The sequence below is a fragment of the Paenibacillus sp. FSL L8-0435 genome, assembly GCF_037965655.1.
Classification (GTDB): Bacteria; Bacillota; Bacilli; order Paenibacillales; family Paenibacillaceae; genus Paenibacillus.
This window is the reverse complement of the sequence record NZ_CP150185.1, coordinates 2,353,776-2,375,721: the sequence shown is the minus strand read 5'-3', so window position 1 is coordinate 2,375,721 and position 21,946 is coordinate 2,353,776. Positions and strand designations below refer to the sequence as shown.

Here is a 21,946-nt window from a genome sequence, read left to right as displayed (position 1 = left end):
GTTACAGCAGCCCTTCCATCAGGTGAATCTTCACTTGCTTCTGTTCGATGTCCACATCAAGCACTACATCATCAATAACGGGAATCAGCACTTCTTTACCTGCTGGCGTTTTGACAACCCATACATCATTGGCACCCGGAGTCAAAATTTCAGAGATGGTTCCAAGCGTTTCACCCTCTTCGGTGATGACCGAACACCCAACGATTTGATGGAAGTAGTATTCACCTTCGTCCAGCTCTGCCAGGTTCTCTTTTAACACTTTGGCCATGCCGCCTTTAAACTTTTCTACTTCATTAATATTGCCGTACTCTTTCAGACGAAGAATATACATATTTTTATGCAAACGTGAAGACTCCACGTTAACCATGACTGGATGATTATCTGGTGTAAAGAAAAACAACTCTGCATTTTTCGCGAAACGCACTTCCGGGAAATCGGTTAAAGGCATGATTCTCACCTCACCGCGAATTCCATGCGTATTAACGATTTTACCTACATTCATAAACTCTGCCATACGTTCCTCCTACGAAATTAAATCAAACTAAGCAGCTACTTCGACTCTCGTACGGTCGTTCCGGCGACGGTTCGTTCTTTCGATCGCTGTTACCCCCTCATTTTTCGAACTTACTTTAAAAGGTGAAAATGAGGTGATAAAGGCGAACGCTAACGCTTCTCCCGAATCGATCCCGTCCCCTGCACTGCTTCGAACTCACTCATACCCAAAAATATTTTAATTCAATATCTAATCCAACGTATTAAGTTCAGCATGCACGAAAAGGGGCTAGGACATGCATCCTAACCCCCTTTCGTATATCTTTAAGATATGATATCAACGGTAACCCGTTTATCCATCTTAACTGCTGCTGATGTGACGACCGTACGAAGTGATTTCGCGATTCGTCCCTGTTTACCAATTACCTTCCCGACATCGTCAGGATGAACGGTTAATTCATAAACGACAAGCCGGTCTTTCTCAACCGTCCGAACCGTCACATCTTCCGGATGATCGACTAAAGCCTTAGCAATTATGCTTACTAATTCTTCCATAGATGACCCTCCGAATCAGCACTTTATTTAGATAATTTAGACTCGTGGAACTTCTTCATCACGCCCGCTTTGCTAAGCAAGTTGCGGACAGTGTCAGATGCTTGTGCACCGTTTTGAAGCCATGCCAATGCTTTATCTTCATCGATCTTAACAACAGCCGGTTGTTCAACCGGGTTGTAGTAACCGATCTCCTCGATAAAACGACCGTCACGTGGGGAACGGGAATCCGATACCACTACGCGGTAGAAAGGAGCTTTGTGAGCACCCATACGTTTCAGACGAATACGAACTGCCATTTGAAAATTCACCTCCTTCAATGAAATCTGTATATGATCCAGCTTCGCTTAAATCAACGGAAAGGAAACTTCATTCCTTTACCCATACCTTTAAGCTGCTTCATCGCTTTATTTTTACCGCCTTTAGGTCCCATCATATCCGAGAACTGTTTCATCATGCGGCGCATCTCATCAAATTGCTTGATCAGACGATTTACTTCAGCCAGAGATGTTCCGCTTCCGGTAGCAATACGCTTCCGGCGGCTATGGTTGATCATGTCCGGGTTGCGTTTCTCCTCGGTCGTCATTGAGTAAACGATCGCTTCAATCCGGCCCATCTGTTTATCATCAACCTTCAGATCCTTGGCTTGTTTCATCTTGCCCATGCCAGGAATCATATCCATGATCTGATCGATTGGTCCCAGCTTTTTCACTTGATCCATCTGCTCCAGGAAATCTTCAAACGTGAATTCTGCATTACGCATCTTCCGTTCCATTTCCTTGGCTTTATCAGTATCAATGTTTAATTGTGCTTTCTCAATCAGAGATAACATATCACCCATACCGAGGATCCGTGAAGCCATACGTTCCGGGTGGAACGGCTCCAAAGCGTCAAGTTTCTCTCCAAGGGAAGCAAACTTGATTGGACAACCCGTAACTGCTTTGACAGAAAGTGCAGCACCACCACGAGTATCGCCATCCAGTTTCGTCAGGACAACCCCGGTCAGATTAAGCTGCTGGTTAAAGTGTTCTGCTACGTTAACCGCATCCTGACCTGTCATGCTGTCTACGACAAGCAGTACTTCATCCGGATTGACTACGCTGTGAATCTGGCGAAGTTCTTCCATCAGTTCTTCATCAACATGCAGACGTCCAGCTGTATCGATAATGACATAGTCATTACCGTTATCTTTGGCATGTTGGAGACCTTGACGTGCGATCTCCACAGGGCTTGTCTGATCTCCCAGTGAGAATACCGGCGCTTTGATCTGCTCGCCAAGTACTTGCAACTGTTTGATCGCTGCCGGACGATAAATATCTCCTGCAACCAGCAATGGTCTGCTGTTTTGCTTTTGCAGCATTTTAGCCAGTTTACCGGATGTGGTTGTTTTACCAGCACCCTGCAAACCAACCATCATCAGCACCGTAGGCGGTTTGTTCGCTTTAGCCAGTTTCGCTTGGCTTCCACCCATCAAATCCGTTAGTTCCTTGTTAACGATGTCGATGATGACCATTCCTGGCGTGAAGCTCTCCATCACTTCTTTGCCAACAGCCTTCTCTTTCACCTTGGCGATGAATTCCTTGACCACTTTGAAGTTTACATCCGCTTCGAGCAATGCCAGACGTACCTCGCGCATAGCCTCGGCTACATCTTCATCAGACACCTTGCCTTTGCCGCGCAGCTTGCTGAACACATTCTGTAATCGGGTCGTTAATCCTTCAAATGCCATGATCCCACCTCCTTAAGCTTTAATACTGTTTTCAAGACCGATACGTTCCGCTCAGCCAGTTTTTTCATTCACTAAGCTGAGCAACGATATCGTGTATTTGTTTGTTGTTATCAATGGAGACGCCTGCGCGTTCCAATGCATTTTGCAAATCTTCAAGATTGCGATTACGCCGTTCATGCTTTTCCAGCAAGCCCAGCTTGCTTTCGTAATTTTCCAGCACTTGTTCGGCACGCTTGATATGCTCGTATACCGCCTGGCGGCTGATCTCAAACTCGGCTGCAATTTCACCAAGTGAGAAATCGTCATGAAAGTAATACTTTAGAAAAGTCTGCTGTTTCTCGGTAAGTAACAATTCATAAAAAGCAAACAGCAAGTTAATCCGGTTTGTCTTCTCAAGCCGATTTTCTTGACTCACATCGGGGCACTCCCTTCGTCAAGGAAAAACACTTTACACTCTTGCAACGTTCCTAATAATACCTAAAACAAATCAGGTTGTCAAGCAAAAATACTTGTCACAATAAAAACAGCTCTGATGATATGTTATTTCGATGTTTAACGGGTGGTTTATACCCTTTTTACAACAAGCAAATCCAATCTGTATCTCTGCGACCCACCTCTATGTAGAAGAAAAAACGAATGCGTCTCAGTCCGTGGAGATGCATCCGTTTATGGTGTTCTAACGAAGTGGCGTCAGGTACAGCAGTACCATAAAGAAATGAAGAATACTGCCTGCTAGCACAAAGAGATGCCAAATCGCATGGTGGTACGGAAATCCACGCCATACATAAAAGAGCGTACCCAGTGTATACATCAGGCCTCCAGCAACCAGCAGCACAATGCCGCCTGTAGGAATGGCAGCCATAAGCGGTTGCCAGGCAATAACGATGAGCCAGCCCATCGCAATATAGAAAATCGTGGACATGAATAGAAACCTTTTCGTAAAAAATGCCTTAAAGATCACGCCGAATAATGCGATTCCCCAGATTATACCGAACAGGGTCCATCCAAGTGTACCGCGAACAGCAATAAACAAAAGCGGAGTATATGATCCGGCAATAAACAAATATATGGAAGAATGGTCGAAAATCTCAAATAAATCTTTCACTTTTCCATCTTTCCATGCATGCACGAGTGTAGAGCTTGTATAGAGCAGCAGCATGGTGATCCCGTAGATCGTGAAACTGACCACATGCCAGGCCGTGCCTTTCATACTTGAAAATACAATCAATATCACCAGTGCAGCTACACTGAGTGCAGCGCCGATTCCATGTGTCACCGCATTGGCGACTTCTTCACGGCGAGAATAGGTATACGTATTGGCCATTTTCAACCGTCCTTTCTAACCCTTTAACATTGCCTTCTTTATACCTCCATTATACACGTATTGCCAGTGACATTACACGTGACACTTATCACGTATATCACTGGCAATACGGTTAACATTATTAATTCATCCTACTTATTAATGGTTCTAGGAATTTGCTTCCTCTTCTTCAACACTTTCAGCTGGCTGTTCCTGGATCAATCCGGCGAACAAAGCATGCACAAATTGCTCCGAATCAAACGGCTGCAGATCATCAATTTTCTCACCCAGTCCTACAAGCTTCACAGGCAAGTCCAGCTCCTGACGGATCGCAACAACGATCCCGCCTTTGGCTGTTCCATCCAGTTTCGTCAATACGAGGCCAGTTACACCGCTTTTCTCACCGAAAAGTTTAGCCTGATTTAAAGCATTTTGACCTGTTGTTGCATCCAGTACCATCAGTACTTCATGCGGAGCATCCGGAATCTCACGCTGAATGACACGATAGATCTTGTTAAGCTCGTCCATCAGGTTGGATTTGTTTTGCAGACGACCTGCTGTATCACAGAGCAGAACATCCGCACCCCGTTGTTTCGCTGCTTGTACCGCATCATACATAACCGCTGCTGGATCAGAACCAGATTGCTGTTTGATAACATCGACACCAGCACGTTGTCCCCATACTTCCAGCTGTTCAATAGCTCCTGCACGGAACGTATCTCCAGCAGCCATGATGACTTTTTTACCTTGTTGTTTAAATCGATGTGCCAGCTTGCCAATCGTTGTTGTTTTACCAACACCGTTAACACCAACGAACAAAATGACGGTAATGCCATCCGGGTTCATTTTCAATTCGTTATTCTGTTCACCGCGAAGAAGATCCGTCAGTTTCTCGGACAATACAGGCTGCAGCTCAGCCGCGTCCTCAATTTTGCGTTTTTTCACCTCAACGCGCAGGTCTTCGATCAGATTCATGACTGTATTCACGCCAACGTCTGCTCCGATCAAAATCTCTTCCAGTTCTTCATAGAACTCTTCATCGATTTTTTTGCGGCGGATTACGAGATCCGACACTTTTTCCACTAACCCTTTACGTGTCTTTTCCAATCCATCCTTGAACTGTTTGGTGACCGACTCCGTTTTGCTTGCAATGCTGTCTCTCAGCTTTTTAAAAAAACTCATAAAGCCCCTCCATCGTGTCCATAATCTAAGCGCTTTTGCAAAAATGCTCAATCTGAATGATTTTCAATGATTACAATGAGTTCATTTGTCTCGCAGGTTTGGATCAGATCAGGCAATTACTGCTTCCTCATCTTCCAGTTTAACCGAAACGAGCTTGGATACTCCGCCCTCTTCCATTGTAACACCGTACAGCACATCTGCCTCTTCCATCGTACCTTTACGATGGGTAACAACGATAAACTGTGTCTGTTCGGAGAATTCACGCAAGTACTGAGCAAAACGTACCACGTTAGCTTCGTCCAGTGCTGCTTCTACTTCATCCAGCACGCAGAATGGTACAGGTTTGACATGCAGAATGGCAAATAATAAAGCCATCGCCGTCAAAGCTCGCTCCCCACCGGATAACAGTTGCAGGTTTTGCAGTTTCTTGCCTGGTGGCTGAGCCACAATATCTATTCCCGTTTCAAGCAAGCGCTCCGGGTCCATCAGAACAAGGTCAGCACGTCCCCCGCCAAACAGCTTGCTAAACACGGTACCAAACTCACGGCGGATGGCATCAAACGTGATCTTGAATCGCTTCGCCATCTCGTCTTCCATTTCCCGAATAACCTGATACAACGTTGTTTTAGCTTCCACCAGGTCATTCTTCTGTTCACTCAGGAACTCGTATCGCTCATTGACTCGCTGGAACTCCTCAATCGCTCCCAGGTTCACATCACCCAGGGCCGATATACTGCGCTTCAGCTTCTGTACCTCTGCCTGTGTATGCTCCACGTCTTCCGGCACAGGATAACGCTCTTTGGCCAGTTCATAGCCCAGTTCGTATTCATCCGTCAGTTTTCGAAGTATATTTTCCAGCTCAACATCCAGCCGGTTCACGGAAATTTCCGTCTGTCGCATCTGCTCTTCCACAGCTTTTAACTGCGTGCGCTGTTCCTTCGTTTCGCTCTCGGCAAGCTCAAGCTTCTTCGACAACTCACTTCGGGCAGCACGTTTGAAGTCCAGCTCCTGGGAAGCTTCCGCTTTTTTCAGCTTGTACTGGTTCAGATCTTCAATCTGCTTAACACTCTCGGTCTGTGTTTTCTTGAGATCTGCTTCCATCGAAGCCAGCAACGTGCGATTCTGACGAAGATCTTTCACCAACGACTCCACTTCCCGCTCCAAACGTCGCAATTGTTCTCCATTGGAGAATCGCTCCTGATCAAGCTTGCCTTCGCGCACTTTCAATTCGGTGAGTTGGCTCTGCAATTCTTCCTTCGCGGATTCATTGGCTTTCCGAGCAAACTCAGCTGCATGAATGGCACGATGGGTCGCTTTTTCTTCCTCTTCAAGCTGCTCCAGCTTCTTCACAGCGACGATACGAGCCGTATCCAGCTCTTTGATCTCTTCGGTGAAGCCGCTCTTCTCCTGCCCGGCAACGGCAACCTGTTCAAGCACATGGCGAAGCTCATGCTCTACCTGCTTCATTTCCATCGAAGCCTGCTGTTCTGCATTTCGGGTATCGTCACCGGACTGACGAAGTTCATCCAGTTTGTCCTGACACTGCTCCAGTTGAACTTTTACATCATCCACACTGCGATGCAGTTTCACGATCTGATTTTCGGTATCCAAAATATCCTGGTCGAGCTGGTCCAGCTGCCGTTTCCGACTGAGCAGACTCACATTTTTCTTGTGCTGGCTACCACCCGTCATGGAACCACCGGCATTGACCACATCACCTTCAAGGGTCACGACACGGAAACGATACTGGCAACGAGCCGCAATTTTATTGGCAACCTCCAGCGTTTCGGCAATAATAACATTACCGAGCAAGCTGCCAATGATCGAAGCGTACTTGGATTCGAATTGTACAAGATCAGCACCGATCCCCACAAAACCCTCCATACCTTCGATCATGGAACGTTCAGCCGCTCCAATGGCACGAGGACGAATGACATCCAGAGGCAGGAACGTTGCACGCCCCAACTGGCGTTGCTTCAGGAAAGCGATTGCCTGTCTGGAAACTGATTCATTTTCCATGACCACATGCTGCAAGGATGCTCCCATTGCAGTCTCTACGGCAAGTTCGATCTTCTCGGGAACTTTAACAAGTTCAGCCACAGCTCCATGAACACCATTGAGCGTACCTTTACGTGAAGCCTTCAGGACCTCCTTGACACCCAGCATGAATCCGTCAAAATCATCCTGCATCTCTTTCATCGTATCGCGGCGGGAGACTTGAGCTTCACGCTTCTGTTCCCATTTACGGACCGTGCCTCGACTTTCTTCGAGCAGCTTCTGCAACGACTGAAGTCGTTCACTTTCCGTAATGTAACCACCACGCAGATCACTGATTTCTTTGCCCAAACGAACAACTTTTTTCTCAATGTCCGCTTTGCGACTTTCCAGTGTCTCTTTCTGATCTTCCCATTTGCCTGATTCTTCAGCCGCGCGATTCATCCTGCGCTCCAGCGTTTCTTTCTGCTGATCCACATAACGAATTTCATTTCGTGTCTGAGCCATCTGATTCATCAGTTCCAGCAAATTGCCTTTGAGGCTTTCCTCTTGCTGTTGACTAATGCCACCTGTAACACCGATGAGTTTGGCTTCTTCCTGAGACAACTGATTTCTCACATCATTCAGTTCATGCTCAAGCTTGCCAAACTTCTCACGCAGTGCAAGCAGCTCCGTTTCCCGTTCGCGATGTCTCTCTTCACTGGCGGCAAGCGTTACTTTGAGCTGCTCCTGATTCGTTTGCAGATGGTGTGAGCGCTCCTTGAGCAATTCCCCAAGCCCTTCACTTTTCTCAGTCGCTTCACTGAATTGCAATAAAGCGGCTTGCAGTTGCTCTGTCTCTGTTTCCAGGATACGCAGCGCATTCCGATCATTTTCCAGCTTGGCATCATGCGTAGAGACAATCGCTGCCAGTCCAACCTCTTCCTGCTTCAGGGATTGCAGTCGCTCATTCGCCTTACTCCAGGACGCATGGATCTGTTCGATCTGGTACACATACATGGAAATTTCCTGTGATTTGAGCTGTGAACGAAGTTCCTTATAATGGATCGCTTTCTCCGATTGTTCCTTTAGCGGTCCAATCTGATCTTCCAGTTCAGTCACCAGATCATGAATCCGCAGCAAATTCTGCTCTGTCTCATCCAGTTTGCGCGTCGCATCCCGCTTGCGGGATTTATATTTAACGATACCTGAAGCTTCTTCAAAGATGCCTCTGCGATCCTCTGAACGGGTACTCAGAATCTCTTCGATTCGCCCCTGTCCAATAATCGAGTAGGCTTCCTTACCGATGCCGGTATCCATAAACAACTCCGTAATATCCTTCAAACGACAAGATTGCTTGTTAATAAAATATTCACTATCTCCGCTGCGATGTACACGACGAGTCACCGTCACTTCACCAAAATCCAATGCAAGTGCGTGATCCTCGTTATCAAGTGTTAGCGACACCTCACCGAAATTAACGGCCTTCCGTGCGTCACTGCCTGCAAAGATGATATCTTCCATCTTGCCACCACGCAGCGACTTGGCACTCTGTTCCCCCAGAACCCAACGGATTCCGTCCGATATATTACTCTTGCCACTTCCGTTCGGACCTACAACAGCCGTAATGCCACGAACGAATTCCATCTCCGTTTTGTCGGCGAATGACTTGAATCCACCCAATTCAATCCGTTTTAAAAACATAGGGTTTCTCGTCACCTCCTCTTGCAAATTTCAAGTATTGCATTCAAGCGCTAAATAAATTGAACAATTGTCATTACACATGATCACTCCAATTGCAGTACCATCCTCCGATCGCTCTTATCCCCAGATTTTCTTGATTCCCTTATCCAAGGGAAAAATCCGTTGATAAATGCAGAGCATATGCTTCCGATGTAGCTTTCTTTCAGAAAGCTTTTAGCTTCGCTTCTTCAGATTGGTTCTGCACTCTTCGTTTTGTGTAAAATAAGATTCAACTTATGAGTTAACGATCAGGCAAACTCCCCCTGAACCTCTTTACAAAAAAAAGAGCAAAAAGCAGTCCGGCCGATTACTTCCGCCGGGGCGGACCCGCGGGCTGCTCTTTGCTCTTCGTTTGTCTATGCGCTATCGGTTAAGCTCCGGCTTCCGGAAGCTTCAGTCGATCAAGTGCTGCAGATGCAGCCTGTTGTTCCGCTTCCTTTTTGGAACGTCCTGTACCTCTGCCAAGCCGTTCTTGACCCATATGGACCTCCGAGACAAACTCACGTTCATGGGCAGGTCCCCGTTCCTCAACGATACGGTATTCCAAAGCTCCCATATTGTGATGCTGAGTAAGTTCCTGCAGTTCCGTTTTGTAATCACTCATTTGCAGCTTGCTGCCCAATACGATTAATGGGAAGACATGCTGGTCGAGAAATGTCCGGACAGGCGCAAGCCCCTGATCCAGATACAATGCACCAATGAAAGATTCAAACACATCTGCCAGCAGAGCCGGCCGTGTCCGTCCTCCAGTTAGTTCCTCACCTTTACCAAGAAGTACATACTGCCCAAAACCCAACGCTTCAGCAAATTTGACGAGGGAAGGCTCACAGACAATGGATGCCCGCAGCTTAGTTAATTCACCTTCCGGACGGTTAGGATACAAATGATACAAGTACTCCGATACAGTCAGTTCCAGCACGGCATCGCCCAGAAACTCCAGACGCTCGTTGTCCTGATGCTGACTGAACCGGTGTTCGTTTACATAAGAAGCATGGGTAAACGCTTGTTTTAAAAGCTGCCTGTTGTCAAATTTGATTTGAAGTTTATGTTGTAACTGCTTCAGATCTTCACTCAAACGAACTAGCCCCTTATGCTTCAAATTTTTTGAGAATAATGGTGGCATTGTGACCGCCGAATCCAAATGAATTGGACATGGCAATATTAACTTTGGTTTGACGTGGAACATTTGGTACATAATCCAGATCACATTCTGGGTCCTGATTTTCCAGGTTAATCGTTGGAGCCAGTGTCTGATGTGTCAGTGACAATCCGCAGATGACCGCTTCTACACCACCAGCAGCGCCAAGCATGTGGCCCGTCATGGATTTAGTGGAACTCACGGCGAGCTTGTACGCATGATCACCAAACGCCTTTTTGATTGCAAGCGTTTCGGATCTGTCGCCTACAGGCGTCGAAGTTCCGTGTGCATTAATGTAGTCTACTTCTTCAGGCTCAATACCCGCATTACGAAGTGCCATCTTCATGCAACGTGCTGCTCCGTCCGGATCTGGTTCTGTCATGTGATGTGCATCACCTGTCAGACCGTAACCGATCACTTCACCATAAATGCGTGCACCACGTTTTTGAGCATGCTCCAGGGATTCCAGAATCAGAACACCAGCGCCTTCGCCCATAACAAAACCATCACGTTCTGTATCAAAAGGACGACTTGACTTCGCAGGATCATCATTACGTGTAGACATTGCGCGCATCGCACAGAACCCTGCAAGACCCGTTGGTCTGATTGTTGCTTCCGCACCACCACAGATCATGGCATCTGCATCACCATTCGCAATCAGCTTGAAGGAATCTCCGATGGAGTGTGTACCTGTTGCACAAGCAGTAACAACATTAATGTTAGGACCTTTGGCACCAAGAGAAATGGACATTTGGCCTGAAGCCATGTTGGAGATCATCATGGGAATAAAGAATGGGCTTACCCGTTTTGGACCTTTTTGCAACAATGCGTTATGTTGGTCCTCCCACGTACCCAATCCACCAATACCTGATCCGATGGATACACCGAATCGCTCTGCATCAATATTCTCGTTAATTTTCAGACCACTGTCTTCAACGGCTTTGAAGCCGGCTGCCACAGCGAACTGTACAAAACGGTCCATTTTGCGAGCATCCTTGCGATCCATATATTCTTCCGGGTTGAAATCCTTGATCTCGGCTGCAATCTGTGTCGTGTATTCACTAACATCAAACGCCTCAATCTGAGAAATTCCGGACTTTCCTGCCATTAAACTGCCCCAGAACGTTTCCAAATCTTTTCCGAGCGATGTCATTACGCCCATTCCGGTAATTACTACTCTTTGTTTCAAACCGAGTCACCTCTATATCGACTGCATTACGCAAGTATTTTGTGGGAATATCCGCAAACAGGCATCTATTCAACCAAGATAGGCCTGTTTGAGTAGAGCTGCTTGCGGAATGAGAAAAACCAATGAATGATGAGAAGTCCCGCCTGTTCGAAAACATGTGCGGGACTAAAAATGACTTTAGGTATGAGATTGTATGTAGTTTACAACTTCACCTACGGTCGTGATTTTTTCTGCATCTTCATCAGAGATTTCCAAATCAAATTCATCTTCCAATTCCATGACCAATTCCACTACATCCAAAGAATCAGCACCCAAATCTTCTTTGAAAGATGCTTCAAGTGTAACTTCAGCTTCGTCTGCGCCCAAGCGGTCGACGACGATGCGTTTTACACGCTCCAATACATCGGACATCCGGTTCACCTCCTTCTTTGGTATTATACGAGAATCGCAGGCAAAATGCCATAGAAGACATATGCGGCTCCCGGCCGGGGAACCCGGCCTTTTTCCGGCATTTCGGATCGTCCAGCGCCTGTTCCCCGACTATTGTTCAAGTCCGGGAAGAATTACATGTACATGCCACCATCGACATGCAGCGTCTGCCCTGTCATATAAGATGAAGCCTGTGAAGCCAGGAAAGTGACTACACCGGCGATTTCATCCGGCTGACCCAAACGGGACAACGGAATACCACTTAGCATACCGTCCACCAGCTCCTGGGACAACTCTTTTGTCATATCTGTCTCAATGAAACCTGGTGCAACACAGTTAACTGTGATTCCACGAGAAGCCAGTTCACGAGCAGATGCCTTTGTCAGCCCAATGACTCCTGCTTTGGCAGCAACATAGTTTGCTTGTCCAGCATTACCGAGCACACCTACAACCGAGGAGATATTGATAATTCTTCCCGACCGTTGTTTCATCATTGGACGTGTAACCGCCTTAAGGCAGTTAAACACACCTTTAAGATTGGTTTCAATAACCTGATCGAATTCTTCCTCTTTCATACGCATGATCAGATTATCACGGGTAATACCGGCATTGTTCACCAGAATATCAACGTTTCCCCATGCTTCGAGTGTAGCTTTGACCATTTGTTCAGCTTCATCCATCAGGCCAACATTGGCTTGAAGTGTAATCGCTTTGACTCCTTTGGCACGAATCGCTTCCGCCACTTCCTCAGCTGCCGCTTGACTACCCGCATAATTCACGGCTACGTTCGCTCCAGCTTCAGCAAGTGCCAGTGCAATACTGCGCCCAATGCCCCGGGATGCCCCGGTAACGAGTGCATTTTTACCTTCTAATGGTTTAGACATAATCATTCCTCCTTTCCCCAAATCTATATCAGTTCAACCAAAGAATGTTTACACTTGCCACTCCGATGACAGAATAACCTTCCGATCGCTGTTATCCCCAGATTTTTTCTGTCCTCTCCGTTCTCATGTAAAAAGTTTAGTTTAACTCATATAACTCCTTCTAATTCACTTGCCGTTGCTTCGAGCGTTTCAATACTGTTCACATTGTACAATTTTACGGTTTTATCTGTTTTTTTAATCAAACCGGTCAATACACTGCCAGATCCAATCTCGATGAACGTATCCACGCCTTGCTCAATAAGCCATGTCACACTGTCTTCCCATAATACAGGAGAATAGACCTGAGCTGTCAACAAATCCTGAACCTGTCCATCCTCTGCAGGTCTTGCAGTCACATTAGCGACTACAGGGACCGCTGCCGGTGAGAACGTAACGGTTTTCAGTTTCTCTGCCAGCTTCTCAGCTGCACCCTTCATCAATGAAGAGTGGAACGGACCGCTTACTTCCAATGCAATGGCGCGTTTACCGCCTGCTTCTTTCACTCGTCCCGCGACAGCAGCTACGCCCTCCTTCACACCAGAAATGACGATTTGTCCCGGACAATTAATATTGGCAAGTTCAACCGCATGACCACTTTCAGATACGTCACGGCAAAGCACCCCCAGCGCTTCCCGATCCGCACCCAACACAGCAGCCATCGCTCCTTGTCCACCTGGTACTGCCTGTTCCATATACTGACCACGTGCCCGTACAGTGCTCACTGCGTCAGCAAACGAAAGAACGCCCGCTGCCACCAGTGCACTGTATTCTCCCAGACTGTGTCCAGCCGTATAGTCAGGCTGAATTCCTTTTTCTTTGAAAGCTTCAAGCAAGGCAATACTTGCTGTCAACAGAGCCGGTTGTGTATTTGATGTCTGTTTCAACTCGGTCTCCGGTCCTTCAAATACAAGGTTGCTCAGCGAGAAACCCAATGTTTCATCTGCTGTGCGAAAAATTTCAGTTGCCGCAGGCACGGACTCATACGCGTCCTTGGCCATGCCTACAGCCTGTGATCCCTGTCCGGGAAATACAAATGCTATTTTACCCATCTCATTCATCTCCCAGATGTCTATTTTACCAAACGAGTACCGATGCACCCCATGTCAAACCGCCACCGAATCCAACCATCAGAACGGTATCTCCGGCTTTCATGCGACCTTCCTCCGCAGCTTCTACCAGAGCAAGCGGGATGGAAGCTGCCGATGTGTTTGCATACTTATCCACGTTGACTACAACCTTTTCTTCAGGAAGTTCAAGTCGTTGCATCGCAGATTGGATAATCCGAATATTCGCTTGGTGAGGAACAAACAGATCCACATCCGTACGCTCCATGCCAGCCTTGCGTAATACCTCAATGGTAGCCGTCCCCATGACACGTACCGCAAACTTGAACACTTCACGACCGTTCATGTAGATGTAATGTTTTTTATTTTCAACGGTCTCTGCGGAAGCAGGCAGACGGGAACCGCCGCCTTCCATCTGAAGAAGACTACCGCCAGCACCTTCGGCACCGAGATCGAATGCTTTGAAGCCGCGACCTTCCGGAACTTCACCAACGACTACCGCGCCTGCTCCATCACCAAAAAGGACACATGTGTTGCGGTCTGTATAATCCGTAATGCGAGACAAGCAGTCTGCACCAATAACAAGTGCATTGTTGTACATACCGCTTTGGATGAAGCTCGTAGCACTAGCCAAACCGTATACAAATCCGGAACAAGCAGCCGACAGATCAAATGCCGCGGCACCTTTTGCACCCAATTTGTCCTGCAAGATGCAAGCTGTCGATGGGAACGAAGAATCCGGGGTAATGGTTGCAACAATAATCAGATCAAGATCACTGCCTGTCATGCCTGCAGATTCAAGGGCTTTAATAGCCGCTTCGTATGCCAGATCAGAAGTTGCCTGATCGGGTGCAGCGATGTGACGCTCTTTGATTCCAGTACGACTGACGATCCACTCGTCATTGGTATCGACCATTTTCTCCAGATCGCTATTTGTCAAAATTTTCTCAGGCACATATTTCCCTGTACCAATAACCCCTACTGGGCGCAAATTATTCATATCGTCACTCACTTCCCGCTAATTTCCTTAGATATGCTCTCTACCAGCTGATTCTGCACTGCAATCCGAGCTTGACGCACAGCATTTTTGATGGCATTGCCATCAGCAGATCCATGACTTTTCACAACCAGTCTACTCAAACCAAGGAGTGGCGCTCCGCCATGCTCCGTATAATCCAGCTTACGTTTCAACCCACGCAGCTCAGGCATTAGTACAGCTGCAGCCAGTTTACTTTTGAGAGAAGATGAGAATTGTTCCTTAAGCAAGGCGAAAATGGCACCTGCTGTGCCCTCTAGCGATTTCAGCAGGATATTCCCTGCAAAACCGTCACATACAAGCACATCACAAGCACCAGTCAGCACATCACGTGCCTCAACATTACCGACAAACCGAATTGGGAGTTGTTCCAGTAAAGGGTATGCATGTTTGGTTAACTCATTTCCCTTGCCTGGCTCTGTTCCTACATTGAGCAAGCCCACTCGTGGGGACTCAATGCCCTGTACTTTTTGCCGATACAAACTGCCCATCAGGCCATATTGTGCAAGGTGCTCCGGTTTGGCATCCATATTCGCTCCTAGATCCAGCGCAAGCACACCTACATCATCAATCGTTGGAATCATAGGCGCAAGCGCCGGACGTTCAATGCCTGCCATGCGACCTACAACAAGCAAACCCGCTGTCATGAGCGCTCCAGTATTGCCCGCCGAGATCATCGCGTCCGCTTCGCCCTCTTTCAGCATACGGCCTGCGACCACCATGGAGGCATCCTTTTTGCGACGCACTGCTTTGACGGGTTCATCATCCGAACCAATAACTTCGGAAGCATGCCGGACCGTAAGATTGGCAGGTCTAACACCTGACTGACTCAAAAGAGGTTCCAGCTTGGCTTCATCGCCGATCAGGACGATCTGTGTATCCGCCCATTCCGTGGCTGCGGCAATCGCACCTTCTACCGTTGATGCAGGTGCATTGTCGCCTCCCATGGCATCAATGACGATTTTCATTCCAAATGACCTCCTTCTCCGCTGTCTTCTCCACCTGAATGGTAGATTACAAAGTTGCCTTGAAACACCATTTCTTCACCTACATAAGTGAATACTTCCACTTTGGCTTTGCCCTTTTGACCCGGAATCGATCTCACATAAGCCTTTGCAATACATTTCTCTCCCAAATGAACCGAACGGACAAAGCGAATGTCTGCTGATGCAGTCAACGCGATCTCGTCATTAATAATCGCTACAGCCAAGGAGTTAGCCTGTGCAAAGACATAGTGTCCACGTGCAATGCCTGTTCTGGAAAACACGTGTTCTTCCTTAATCTCAAACAGGGAAATCCCGCTTTTATCCAGCTGTAGATCCACAATATCACCGATAATCTCATGCAAGGGCAACGAGCGTACCTGATCATACGAGAGCTCTGCCATCAGTTTCATGCGTTCCCGAAGTTCAGGTATTCCAAGTTCCAGCCTGTCAAGACGAATCGTCTGAATACTCACCTTCAATTGGCGTGTAAGTTCCTGATCCGTCACAAACGGGTTCTCTTCTATCATTTTGGTTAACTGCTGTTGCCTCTGTCTCTTCGGTACACGTTCGATGCCTGACACCCCCCGCTGTATCGTTTACGGAACCGTCCCGTCCGGCCAGTTCAACCATTCTTTCGTGTTGCTTCTATAGTTGCATCCCTGGTCACCAGGGTCGTTCTCAAACGGATTATGGTTCATCTATATGTAACGTCAAATCTTAGAACCTGGTACTAAACTATAGTATATCTCATCCCGTATCAAAAAGAAAGACTGGCCTAACAAAAACAATACACCCCTGTGAAGCACGGATTTCATGCCTGCCAACTCCCTCTATAGCCACCCTCTAATCCAAAAAAAGTAGCACCTCATCGAAATGAAGTGCTACTTAATGTCCAACTATTATTGAGAGATGATCTCTCTTGCTTTGTACGTTCCGCACACTTTGCACACGTGGTGACTAAGTTTAAGTTCGCCACATTGTTCACATTTCACCATGCCCGGTACAGCCAATTTAAAGTGAGTGCGACGTTTGTCGCGACGCGTCTTGGACGTTCTCCGTTGAGGTACTGCCATTATTCCCACCTCCTTATCAAAATCAACCTTTGCAGGTAGTTGTTACAATGTTCGATTTTCAATCATGCTCATTTAAAAAAATCCTTGAGCCCTGCAAGCCGCGGATCGATAACCTGGTTATCACAACCGCAGTCACCTTCGTTCAGCTCATGGCCACACTTGGGGCATAACCCTTTGCATGTATCGCTGCATAGCGGTATAAACGGAAGATCCAGCAGAAAAGCTTCCTCAGCATAACCCTTCAGATCAACGCTATCTCCATCCACATAGAGCGTATCATCGTCTTCGTGTAATCCCTCTGGCTGTTTTCCCTGCTTGAATTGCTCATGAAAATCAATATGAAAATGTTCATTGATCGGCTTGAGACAACGGGAGCACAACATGTCCACTCCTATGGTCAGCTTGCCATGAACATCCACAACGTCACCTTCTCTGAATTCTGCAGATAAATCCGCAGTCAGCGGGGTAACGGCTGTGATATCTTGTCGGTTAGAAACCAGTTCCTTGATATCCCACTGTTCGTTAAACTTCAGCGGGCCATCACTGGTAGCCACTTTGCGAAATGGCATTAACATTTCCATCACTCCAAACGAAACCAATTTCATAATTCGTATCAAACGTATCACGACAGTTATACAGGTCAAGCCTTCTTTTGTAAAGCAGTAAATCCTGACTGTATGTATTCTGACGCTTCATCGTTAAAAGTATTATGAAATTGACTTAACAAACAAAAATCATTATACCGATTTTTCAAGACGTTTGTCAACACTTTTAACTTTACACCCTTTTTAAAACCAATGGCTCAGAACCGTTTACTCCATCTGGTCTATTATAGACTCACTTCAAGATAAACTACAAGTCGTCATTTTAGTTGTAGTTCCTTGCAAACATCGGTCACATTTCGTTAACGTTTAGTGTGATCTATATCACACAGACCTACTTGCTCCCTATCTATACTTGCTATAAACCGAGGCACGATCAGCTCCATGACCGATTTATTATCCAACTATTTCATATCATATCGGGAGGGAAAATATATGTTAAATGAGCACACAATTAGAATCATTAAATCTACAGTCCCCGTACTTGAAGTCCACGGCGAAGCGATCACACGCCACTTCTACGAAACGATGTTCACAGCTCATCCGGAACTGCTGAATATTTTCAATCATACAAATCAGAAACAGGGGCGGCAGCAAGCCGCCCTCGCCAATATGGTGTACACCGCCGCCCTTCATATCGATAATCTGTCCTCCATCTTGCCTGCCGTCCGGCAAGTTGCACATAAACATCGCAGCCTGGGTATCGTTCCCGAGCAATATGCGATTGTCGGCACCTATCTGCTTCAAGCCATCAAAGATGTGCTTGGAGATGCGGCAACGGATGAAATTATCACGGCGTGGGGCGAAGCCTATAATGTCATTGCAGGCGCCTTTATCGGGATCGAACAGGATATGTATACAGAAGCGAAAAACCAGACAGGTGGCTGGGAAGGATTCCGGACATTCAAAGTTGCCAAGAAAGTTCAGGAAAGCGAAGTCATCACGTCCTTTTATCTCGTTCCAGCCGATGGTCAGTCCATTGCCAGTTATGAACCGGGACAATACATCAGCATCAAAATCCAGCCAGAGGCACAGTCATTTACCCAGATTCGTCAGTATAGCCTTTCAGATGCCCCGGGTAAACCCCACTATCGCATTTCCGTTAAGCGTGAACGAGGTGTGTTAGAGCGCCCTGACGGAGTTATCTCGACGTATCTACACGATCACATTGAAGAAGGCAGTCAGGTGGAGATATCCGCTCCTGCTGGCGACTTCACGCTAAATGCAGACGATCAACGACCTGTTGTTCTCCTGAGTGGTGGTGTCGGTCTAACGCCCATGATCAGCATGTTAAATACGCTGGTTAACTTGAACGATAACCGTGCAATTACATTTTTACATGCAAGTCCGAATGGTCAATCTCACGCCTTCCGTGATCATGTGAACAGTCTGGCCGAACGTAATCAGGGCGTTAAAGCTTATTATTGTTATACTCAACCTGAGGGTTCTGATCGTACGAACAATCACTTTCATAAGGAAGGTTATATGGATGCGGCCTGGCTTCGTCAAGTGATCGATGAACTGGATTCCACTTATTATCTGTGCGGACCCGTTTCGTTCATGCGGGCAGTGTATACGGAGCTTCAGGCGCTTGGTGTTGCAGCGGACAACATTCATTATGAATTTTTCGGGCCCAAAGCAAGTCTTTCTCCCGCACCGGAAAGTGTCTAAACGTTGTGAAATGTGATTAGCTCCTAATGTATAAGTGTATAGGTACGTGTCCTATCCTGCTGATTTATCAAGGTGAAGAGGACGTTCGTCGATTATCAAAAATGTGTACTATACAATAGATTTGCAGGCACACAGTCTGACATCCGTTGATGTTGGATTTGTGCCTTTTTCTTGTCTGAATTGGTGCATGATTTGATCTAATACATGACATCCCCTATGATGGAATGGATGTTATACATACTCGGTTATCCAATCGAAAGGAGGACGTCTAATCATGAAAGCCGTAGGCGTCATTGTTGAATATAACCCCTTGCACAATGGGCATGTTTATCATTTGCAGGAAGCTCGGCGGCTAAGCGGCGCAGACGCCGTTGTTGCGGTCATGAGCGGCCCTTTTCTCCAGCGTGGCGAACCCGCCATCGTAGGTAAAAGGGCACGCACCGAGATGGCGCTGCACGCAGGCGCCGATCTCGTGCTTGAACTGCCGGTTGCCTACGCGGTCCAACCGGCCGAGTGGTTTGCCTTCGGTGCGGTCTCGCTGCTGCACCGCACCGGCATTGTGGACTCGCTCTGCTTTGGCAGCGAGTCCGGCGACCTGGACAGCCTGCAGCGCATTGCGCGCGTGCTGGCTGTGGAGCCCGCAGGGATGCGCGAGGACATCGCGCGCCGCCTGCGGGAAGGCGCCAGCTACCCCGCCGCGTACGCAGGCGCGGCGGCGGCGCTGGCGCCCGGCGGCGTCGATGCTCACGACGCCGCTGCACTGCTGGAGCAGCCCAACAATTCGCTTGGGCTGCACTACCTGATCGCGCTGCAACGACTTGGCAGCGCGATCCAGCCCTTTACGGCGGCGCGTACCGGTGCCGCGTATCATGAGGCGACGCCCGGGCCGGGGGCGATCGCCAGTGCTACAGCCGTCCGCCGCCTGCTGATGGCGGACGGACCCGATGCCGCCGCACCATACGTGCCGGCGACAACCCTTGCCATTCTGCATCGCGAATGGCAAGAAGGGCGCGCCCCCATACACTGGGAGCGCTTTGCACAGCCGCTGTTGCACCTTGCGGCCACCCGCCGTGCCTCTGAGCTGGAACGCATCACCGAAGTCACAGAAGGCCTGGAACACCGGCTGAGCCGTGCACTCGCTCAGCTCCCGGAGCCTTCAGTCGAAACACTCCTGAATGCACTGAAGACCAAACGTTACACACGCACCAAACTCCAGCGTATGCTCGCACACCTGCTCCTGAATCACACCAAAGCCGAGTGTTCACCAGAGCAATTGGCTGCCGGACCCGGATATCTCCGAGTCCTCGGATTTAATACTCAAGGACAGAGCCTGCTTAAACGAATGAAGAAGACTGCATCGCTTCCTGTTGTGCTGAAACCGTCGACGTTCACACACAATCAACTTGAACTGGATATACAAGCTCAGGTTGCGTATGGGCTCGCTTGCGAGCATAGGGACACACGGAGGATGTTCAGTGACTACTATGAGTCGCCTGTGAGACTGTAAACCGCTTTTGACCATAAGGCTTCATCTCTATGGAGCTTTTTATTCCATCATCAAACAGATCAGTGATATCCACTATTCGACACTCAACTATACAATTTCAAAAAATCCCCTTGCTGCACGCCACTCAGGCACCTCGCAACAAGGGGATTTCCTTATTAACTTCTATTGATCTTCTCAATCCCTTGATTACACTTCATTCCACTGTAATCAATTATTCGAATTCATCCGTACTTTATCCATCCGGTTCAACGTTGGCTCGATCTCTTCCCGCCCGATTATAACCTATGATTTCACGGACAAGGTTTTCAGGTAAGCCAGCGCATCTTCCACCGTGCTCACAGGCACAAGTTTCATTTTGGTGCCAATCTGTTCAGCCTTGGCTGCTGCTTCCTTATAGTTATCCTTCGGCACAAAGAAAATCTCGGCTTCTTTTCGGTCAGCGGCTACAATCTTGTGCACTACACCGCCAATGGCACCCACCACACCATCCTTGGTAATGGTACCTGTACCCGCAATTCGATGCCCCTTGGTCAGATCTCCAGGTGTTAACTGGTTATAGATCTCCAGCGTAAACATCAAGCCGGCAGACGGACCACCAACCTGAGTATCTGTGAAAGAGATCTGTTTGTTCGGGTCTTCAGCTTTCACCTTCTGAACCGCACCGATCATTACTCCGAGTCCCGAGCGGGCTTCACCCGTTTTACTGTCTTTTACCTGAATCAGTTTCACGTCCCGGCTAATGGTCTCCCCACCACGTTCCAGTTGCATTTCGACCGTATCTCCGACTTTTTTATCTTTTAACTGGGCAGAAAGCACCGTATTATCCGGCGTAGCTGTTCCATTCACTCCCAGAATAATATCGCCCGGAGCAATATCTCCTTCCGGTTTTGGGTCTTCGGACAATCCAAATACAAAGATATGTTCAGGTACAATAGAGTACGTCACACCAGCCTGCTCATATGCAGCCTCCATTGCGGAGGATTGTGAGTCACTCATGAACCACACCTGTTCGGCAGAGTATTCCGCTTCGCTTTTGCCGCGCAGTCGGTCTTCCTTTTTATCCACTTGAGCATTTTTATTGAACAGAGAGGTTCCTAGCAAAAACACATTGGCATATGTTGCCGACACGGTTGTCATCATGAACACACCGCGTTCTTCCTGGTCTCCACCCTTAACGGTTACCATTGGTTTTACTTCATCTGCACTGCCAGGCATATATATGATATACGGCGTTGGCATGTACACGGCAACATAGACGACCAGAGCCACCACGATCACAAAGATCGAAGCTCTGAATCCGCCAGATTTCCGAATCCGATTCATCGCATGAGCCTCCGTTCTTTGTATCTCTAT

The 21,946-nt window shown here is 47.7% G+C and carries 21 protein-coding genes; 2 read left to right on the top strand and 19 right to left on the bottom strand.

Annotated elements, in window-relative coordinates:
• Window position 1: 1 nt before the first annotated feature.
• The 18 genes from rimM to NST33_RS10720 all read right to left on the bottom strand — a co-directional run bounded on the left by rimM (window position 2) and on the right by NST33_RS10720 (window position 17,388).
• Window positions 2–514 (bottom strand): ribosome maturation factor RimM, encoded by a 513-nt coding sequence (gene rimM / locus NST33_RS10805; protein ID WP_091031941.1) that lies wholly within the window; start codon window positions 512–514, stop codon window positions 2–4.
• 302 nt (window positions 515–816) lie between these two features.
• Entirely contained in the window at window positions 817–1,047 is a 231-nt protein-coding gene (locus NST33_RS10800) for a KH domain-containing protein (RefSeq protein ID WP_017689218.1), read from the bottom strand.
• A 23-nt stretch (window positions 1,048–1,070) separates the two neighbouring features.
• Window positions 1,071–1,343, bottom strand: a complete 273-nt coding sequence (gene rpsP / locus NST33_RS10795) for a 30S ribosomal protein S16 (RefSeq protein WP_017689219.1) — start codon at window positions 1,341–1,343, stop codon at window positions 1,071–1,073.
• Window positions 1,344–1,396: 53 nt separating this feature from the next.
• Complete coding sequence (gene ffh / locus NST33_RS10790) at window positions 1,397–2,773, bottom strand: signal recognition particle protein (protein WP_221824198.1); 1,377 nt, start codon at window positions 2,771–2,773, stop codon at window positions 1,397–1,399.
• A 64-nt stretch (window positions 2,774–2,837) separates the two neighbouring features.
• On the bottom strand, window positions 2,838–3,188 hold the full coding sequence (gene ylxM / locus NST33_RS10785; RefSeq protein WP_017689221.1) for a YlxM family DNA-binding protein: 351 nt from the start codon (window positions 3,186–3,188) through the stop codon (window positions 2,838–2,840).
• A 261-nt stretch (window positions 3,189–3,449) separates the two neighbouring features.
• A complete protein-coding gene (locus NST33_RS10780; protein WP_221824199.1) occupies window positions 3,450–4,097 on the bottom strand; it encodes a hemolysin III family protein in 648 nt (215 codons plus the stop codon).
• A 147-nt stretch (window positions 4,098–4,244) separates the two neighbouring features.
• Complete coding sequence (gene ftsY / locus NST33_RS10775) at window positions 4,245–5,258, bottom strand: signal recognition particle-docking protein FtsY (RefSeq protein ID WP_221824200.1); 1,014 nt, start codon at window positions 5,256–5,258, stop codon at window positions 4,245–4,247.
• Between the two features lie 108 nt (window positions 5,259–5,366).
• Complete coding sequence (smc, locus tag NST33_RS10770) at window positions 5,367–8,936, bottom strand: chromosome segregation protein SMC (protein WP_221824201.1); 3,570 nt, start codon at window positions 8,934–8,936, stop codon at window positions 5,367–5,369.
• Window positions 8,937–9,345: 409 nt separating this feature from the next.
• Complete coding sequence (gene rnc / locus NST33_RS10765; RefSeq protein WP_036670338.1) at window positions 9,346–10,050, bottom strand: ribonuclease III; 705 nt, start codon at window positions 10,048–10,050, stop codon at window positions 9,346–9,348.
• Window positions 10,051–10,063: 13 nt separating this feature from the next.
• Entirely contained in the window at window positions 10,064–11,302 is a 1,239-nt protein-coding gene (gene fabF, locus NST33_RS10760; protein WP_062833763.1) for a beta-ketoacyl-ACP synthase II, read from the bottom strand.
• 177 nt (window positions 11,303–11,479) lie between these two features.
• On the bottom strand, window positions 11,480–11,713 hold the full coding sequence (gene acpP / locus NST33_RS10755) for an acyl carrier protein (protein ID WP_024630176.1): 234 nt from the start codon (window positions 11,711–11,713) through the stop codon (window positions 11,480–11,482).
• A 152-nt stretch (window positions 11,714–11,865) separates the two neighbouring features.
• The gene (gene fabG / locus NST33_RS10750) at window positions 11,866–12,615 is read right to left on the bottom strand and encodes a 3-oxoacyl-[acyl-carrier-protein] reductase (RefSeq protein ID WP_017689228.1); all 750 of its coding nucleotides are present in this window, start codon (window positions 12,613–12,615) and stop codon (window positions 11,866–11,868) included.
• 146 nt (window positions 12,616–12,761) lie between these two features.
• Complete coding sequence (fabD, locus tag NST33_RS10745; RefSeq protein ID WP_221824202.1) at window positions 12,762–13,703, bottom strand: ACP S-malonyltransferase; 942 nt, start codon at window positions 13,701–13,703, stop codon at window positions 12,762–12,764.
• A gap of 25 nt (window positions 13,704–13,728) precedes the next feature.
• Window positions 13,729–14,718 carry a beta-ketoacyl-ACP synthase III gene (locus tag NST33_RS10740; RefSeq protein WP_091034990.1) on the bottom strand — a complete coding sequence of 330 codons (990 nt, stop codon included), beginning with the start codon at window positions 14,716–14,718 and terminating at the stop codon, window positions 13,729–13,731.
• Window positions 14,719–14,726: 8 nt separating this feature from the next.
• Complete coding sequence (gene plsX / locus NST33_RS10735; RefSeq protein WP_047842458.1) at window positions 14,727–15,722, bottom strand: phosphate acyltransferase PlsX; 996 nt, start codon at window positions 15,720–15,722, stop codon at window positions 14,727–14,729.
• Window positions 15,719–16,267, bottom strand: coding sequence for a transcription factor FapR (gene fapR / locus NST33_RS10730; protein WP_047842457.1), 549 nt, complete (start codon window positions 16,265–16,267; stop codon window positions 15,719–15,721). Before fapR ends, plsX begins: the two co-directional genes overlap by 4 nt.
• A 372-nt stretch (window positions 16,268–16,639) precedes the next feature.
• Window positions 16,640–16,813 (bottom strand): 50S ribosomal protein L32, encoded by a 174-nt coding sequence (rpmF, locus tag NST33_RS10725; protein ID WP_017689233.1) that lies wholly within the window; start codon window positions 16,811–16,813, stop codon window positions 16,640–16,642.
• Window positions 16,814–16,881: 68 nt separating this feature from the next.
• Window positions 16,882–17,388 (bottom strand): DUF177 domain-containing protein, encoded by a 507-nt coding sequence (locus NST33_RS10720; RefSeq protein ID WP_221824203.1) that lies wholly within the window; start codon window positions 17,386–17,388, stop codon window positions 16,882–16,884.
• 462 nt (window positions 17,389–17,850) lie between these two features.
• Here NST33_RS10720 and hmpA point away from each other — a divergent pair, with 462 nt between their 5' ends.
• Complete coding sequence (hmpA, locus tag NST33_RS10715) at window positions 17,851–19,086, top strand: NO-inducible flavohemoprotein (protein ID WP_221824204.1); 1,236 nt, start codon at window positions 17,851–17,853, stop codon at window positions 19,084–19,086.
• A 274-nt stretch (window positions 19,087–19,360) separates the two neighbouring features.
• Window positions 19,361–20,593 carry a nucleotidyltransferase gene (locus NST33_RS10710; RefSeq protein WP_339184014.1) on the top strand — a complete coding sequence of 411 codons (1,233 nt, stop codon included), beginning with the start codon at window positions 19,361–19,363 and terminating at the stop codon, window positions 20,591–20,593.
• Window positions 20,594–20,875: 282 nt separating this feature from the next.
• On the opposite strand, the gene NST33_RS10705 is transcribed toward NST33_RS10710, so the two are convergent.
• A complete protein-coding gene (locus tag NST33_RS10705; protein WP_221824206.1) occupies window positions 20,876–21,916 on the bottom strand; it encodes a SepM family pheromone-processing serine protease in 1,041 nt (346 codons plus the stop codon).
• Window positions 21,917–21,946 lie beyond the last annotated feature (30 nt).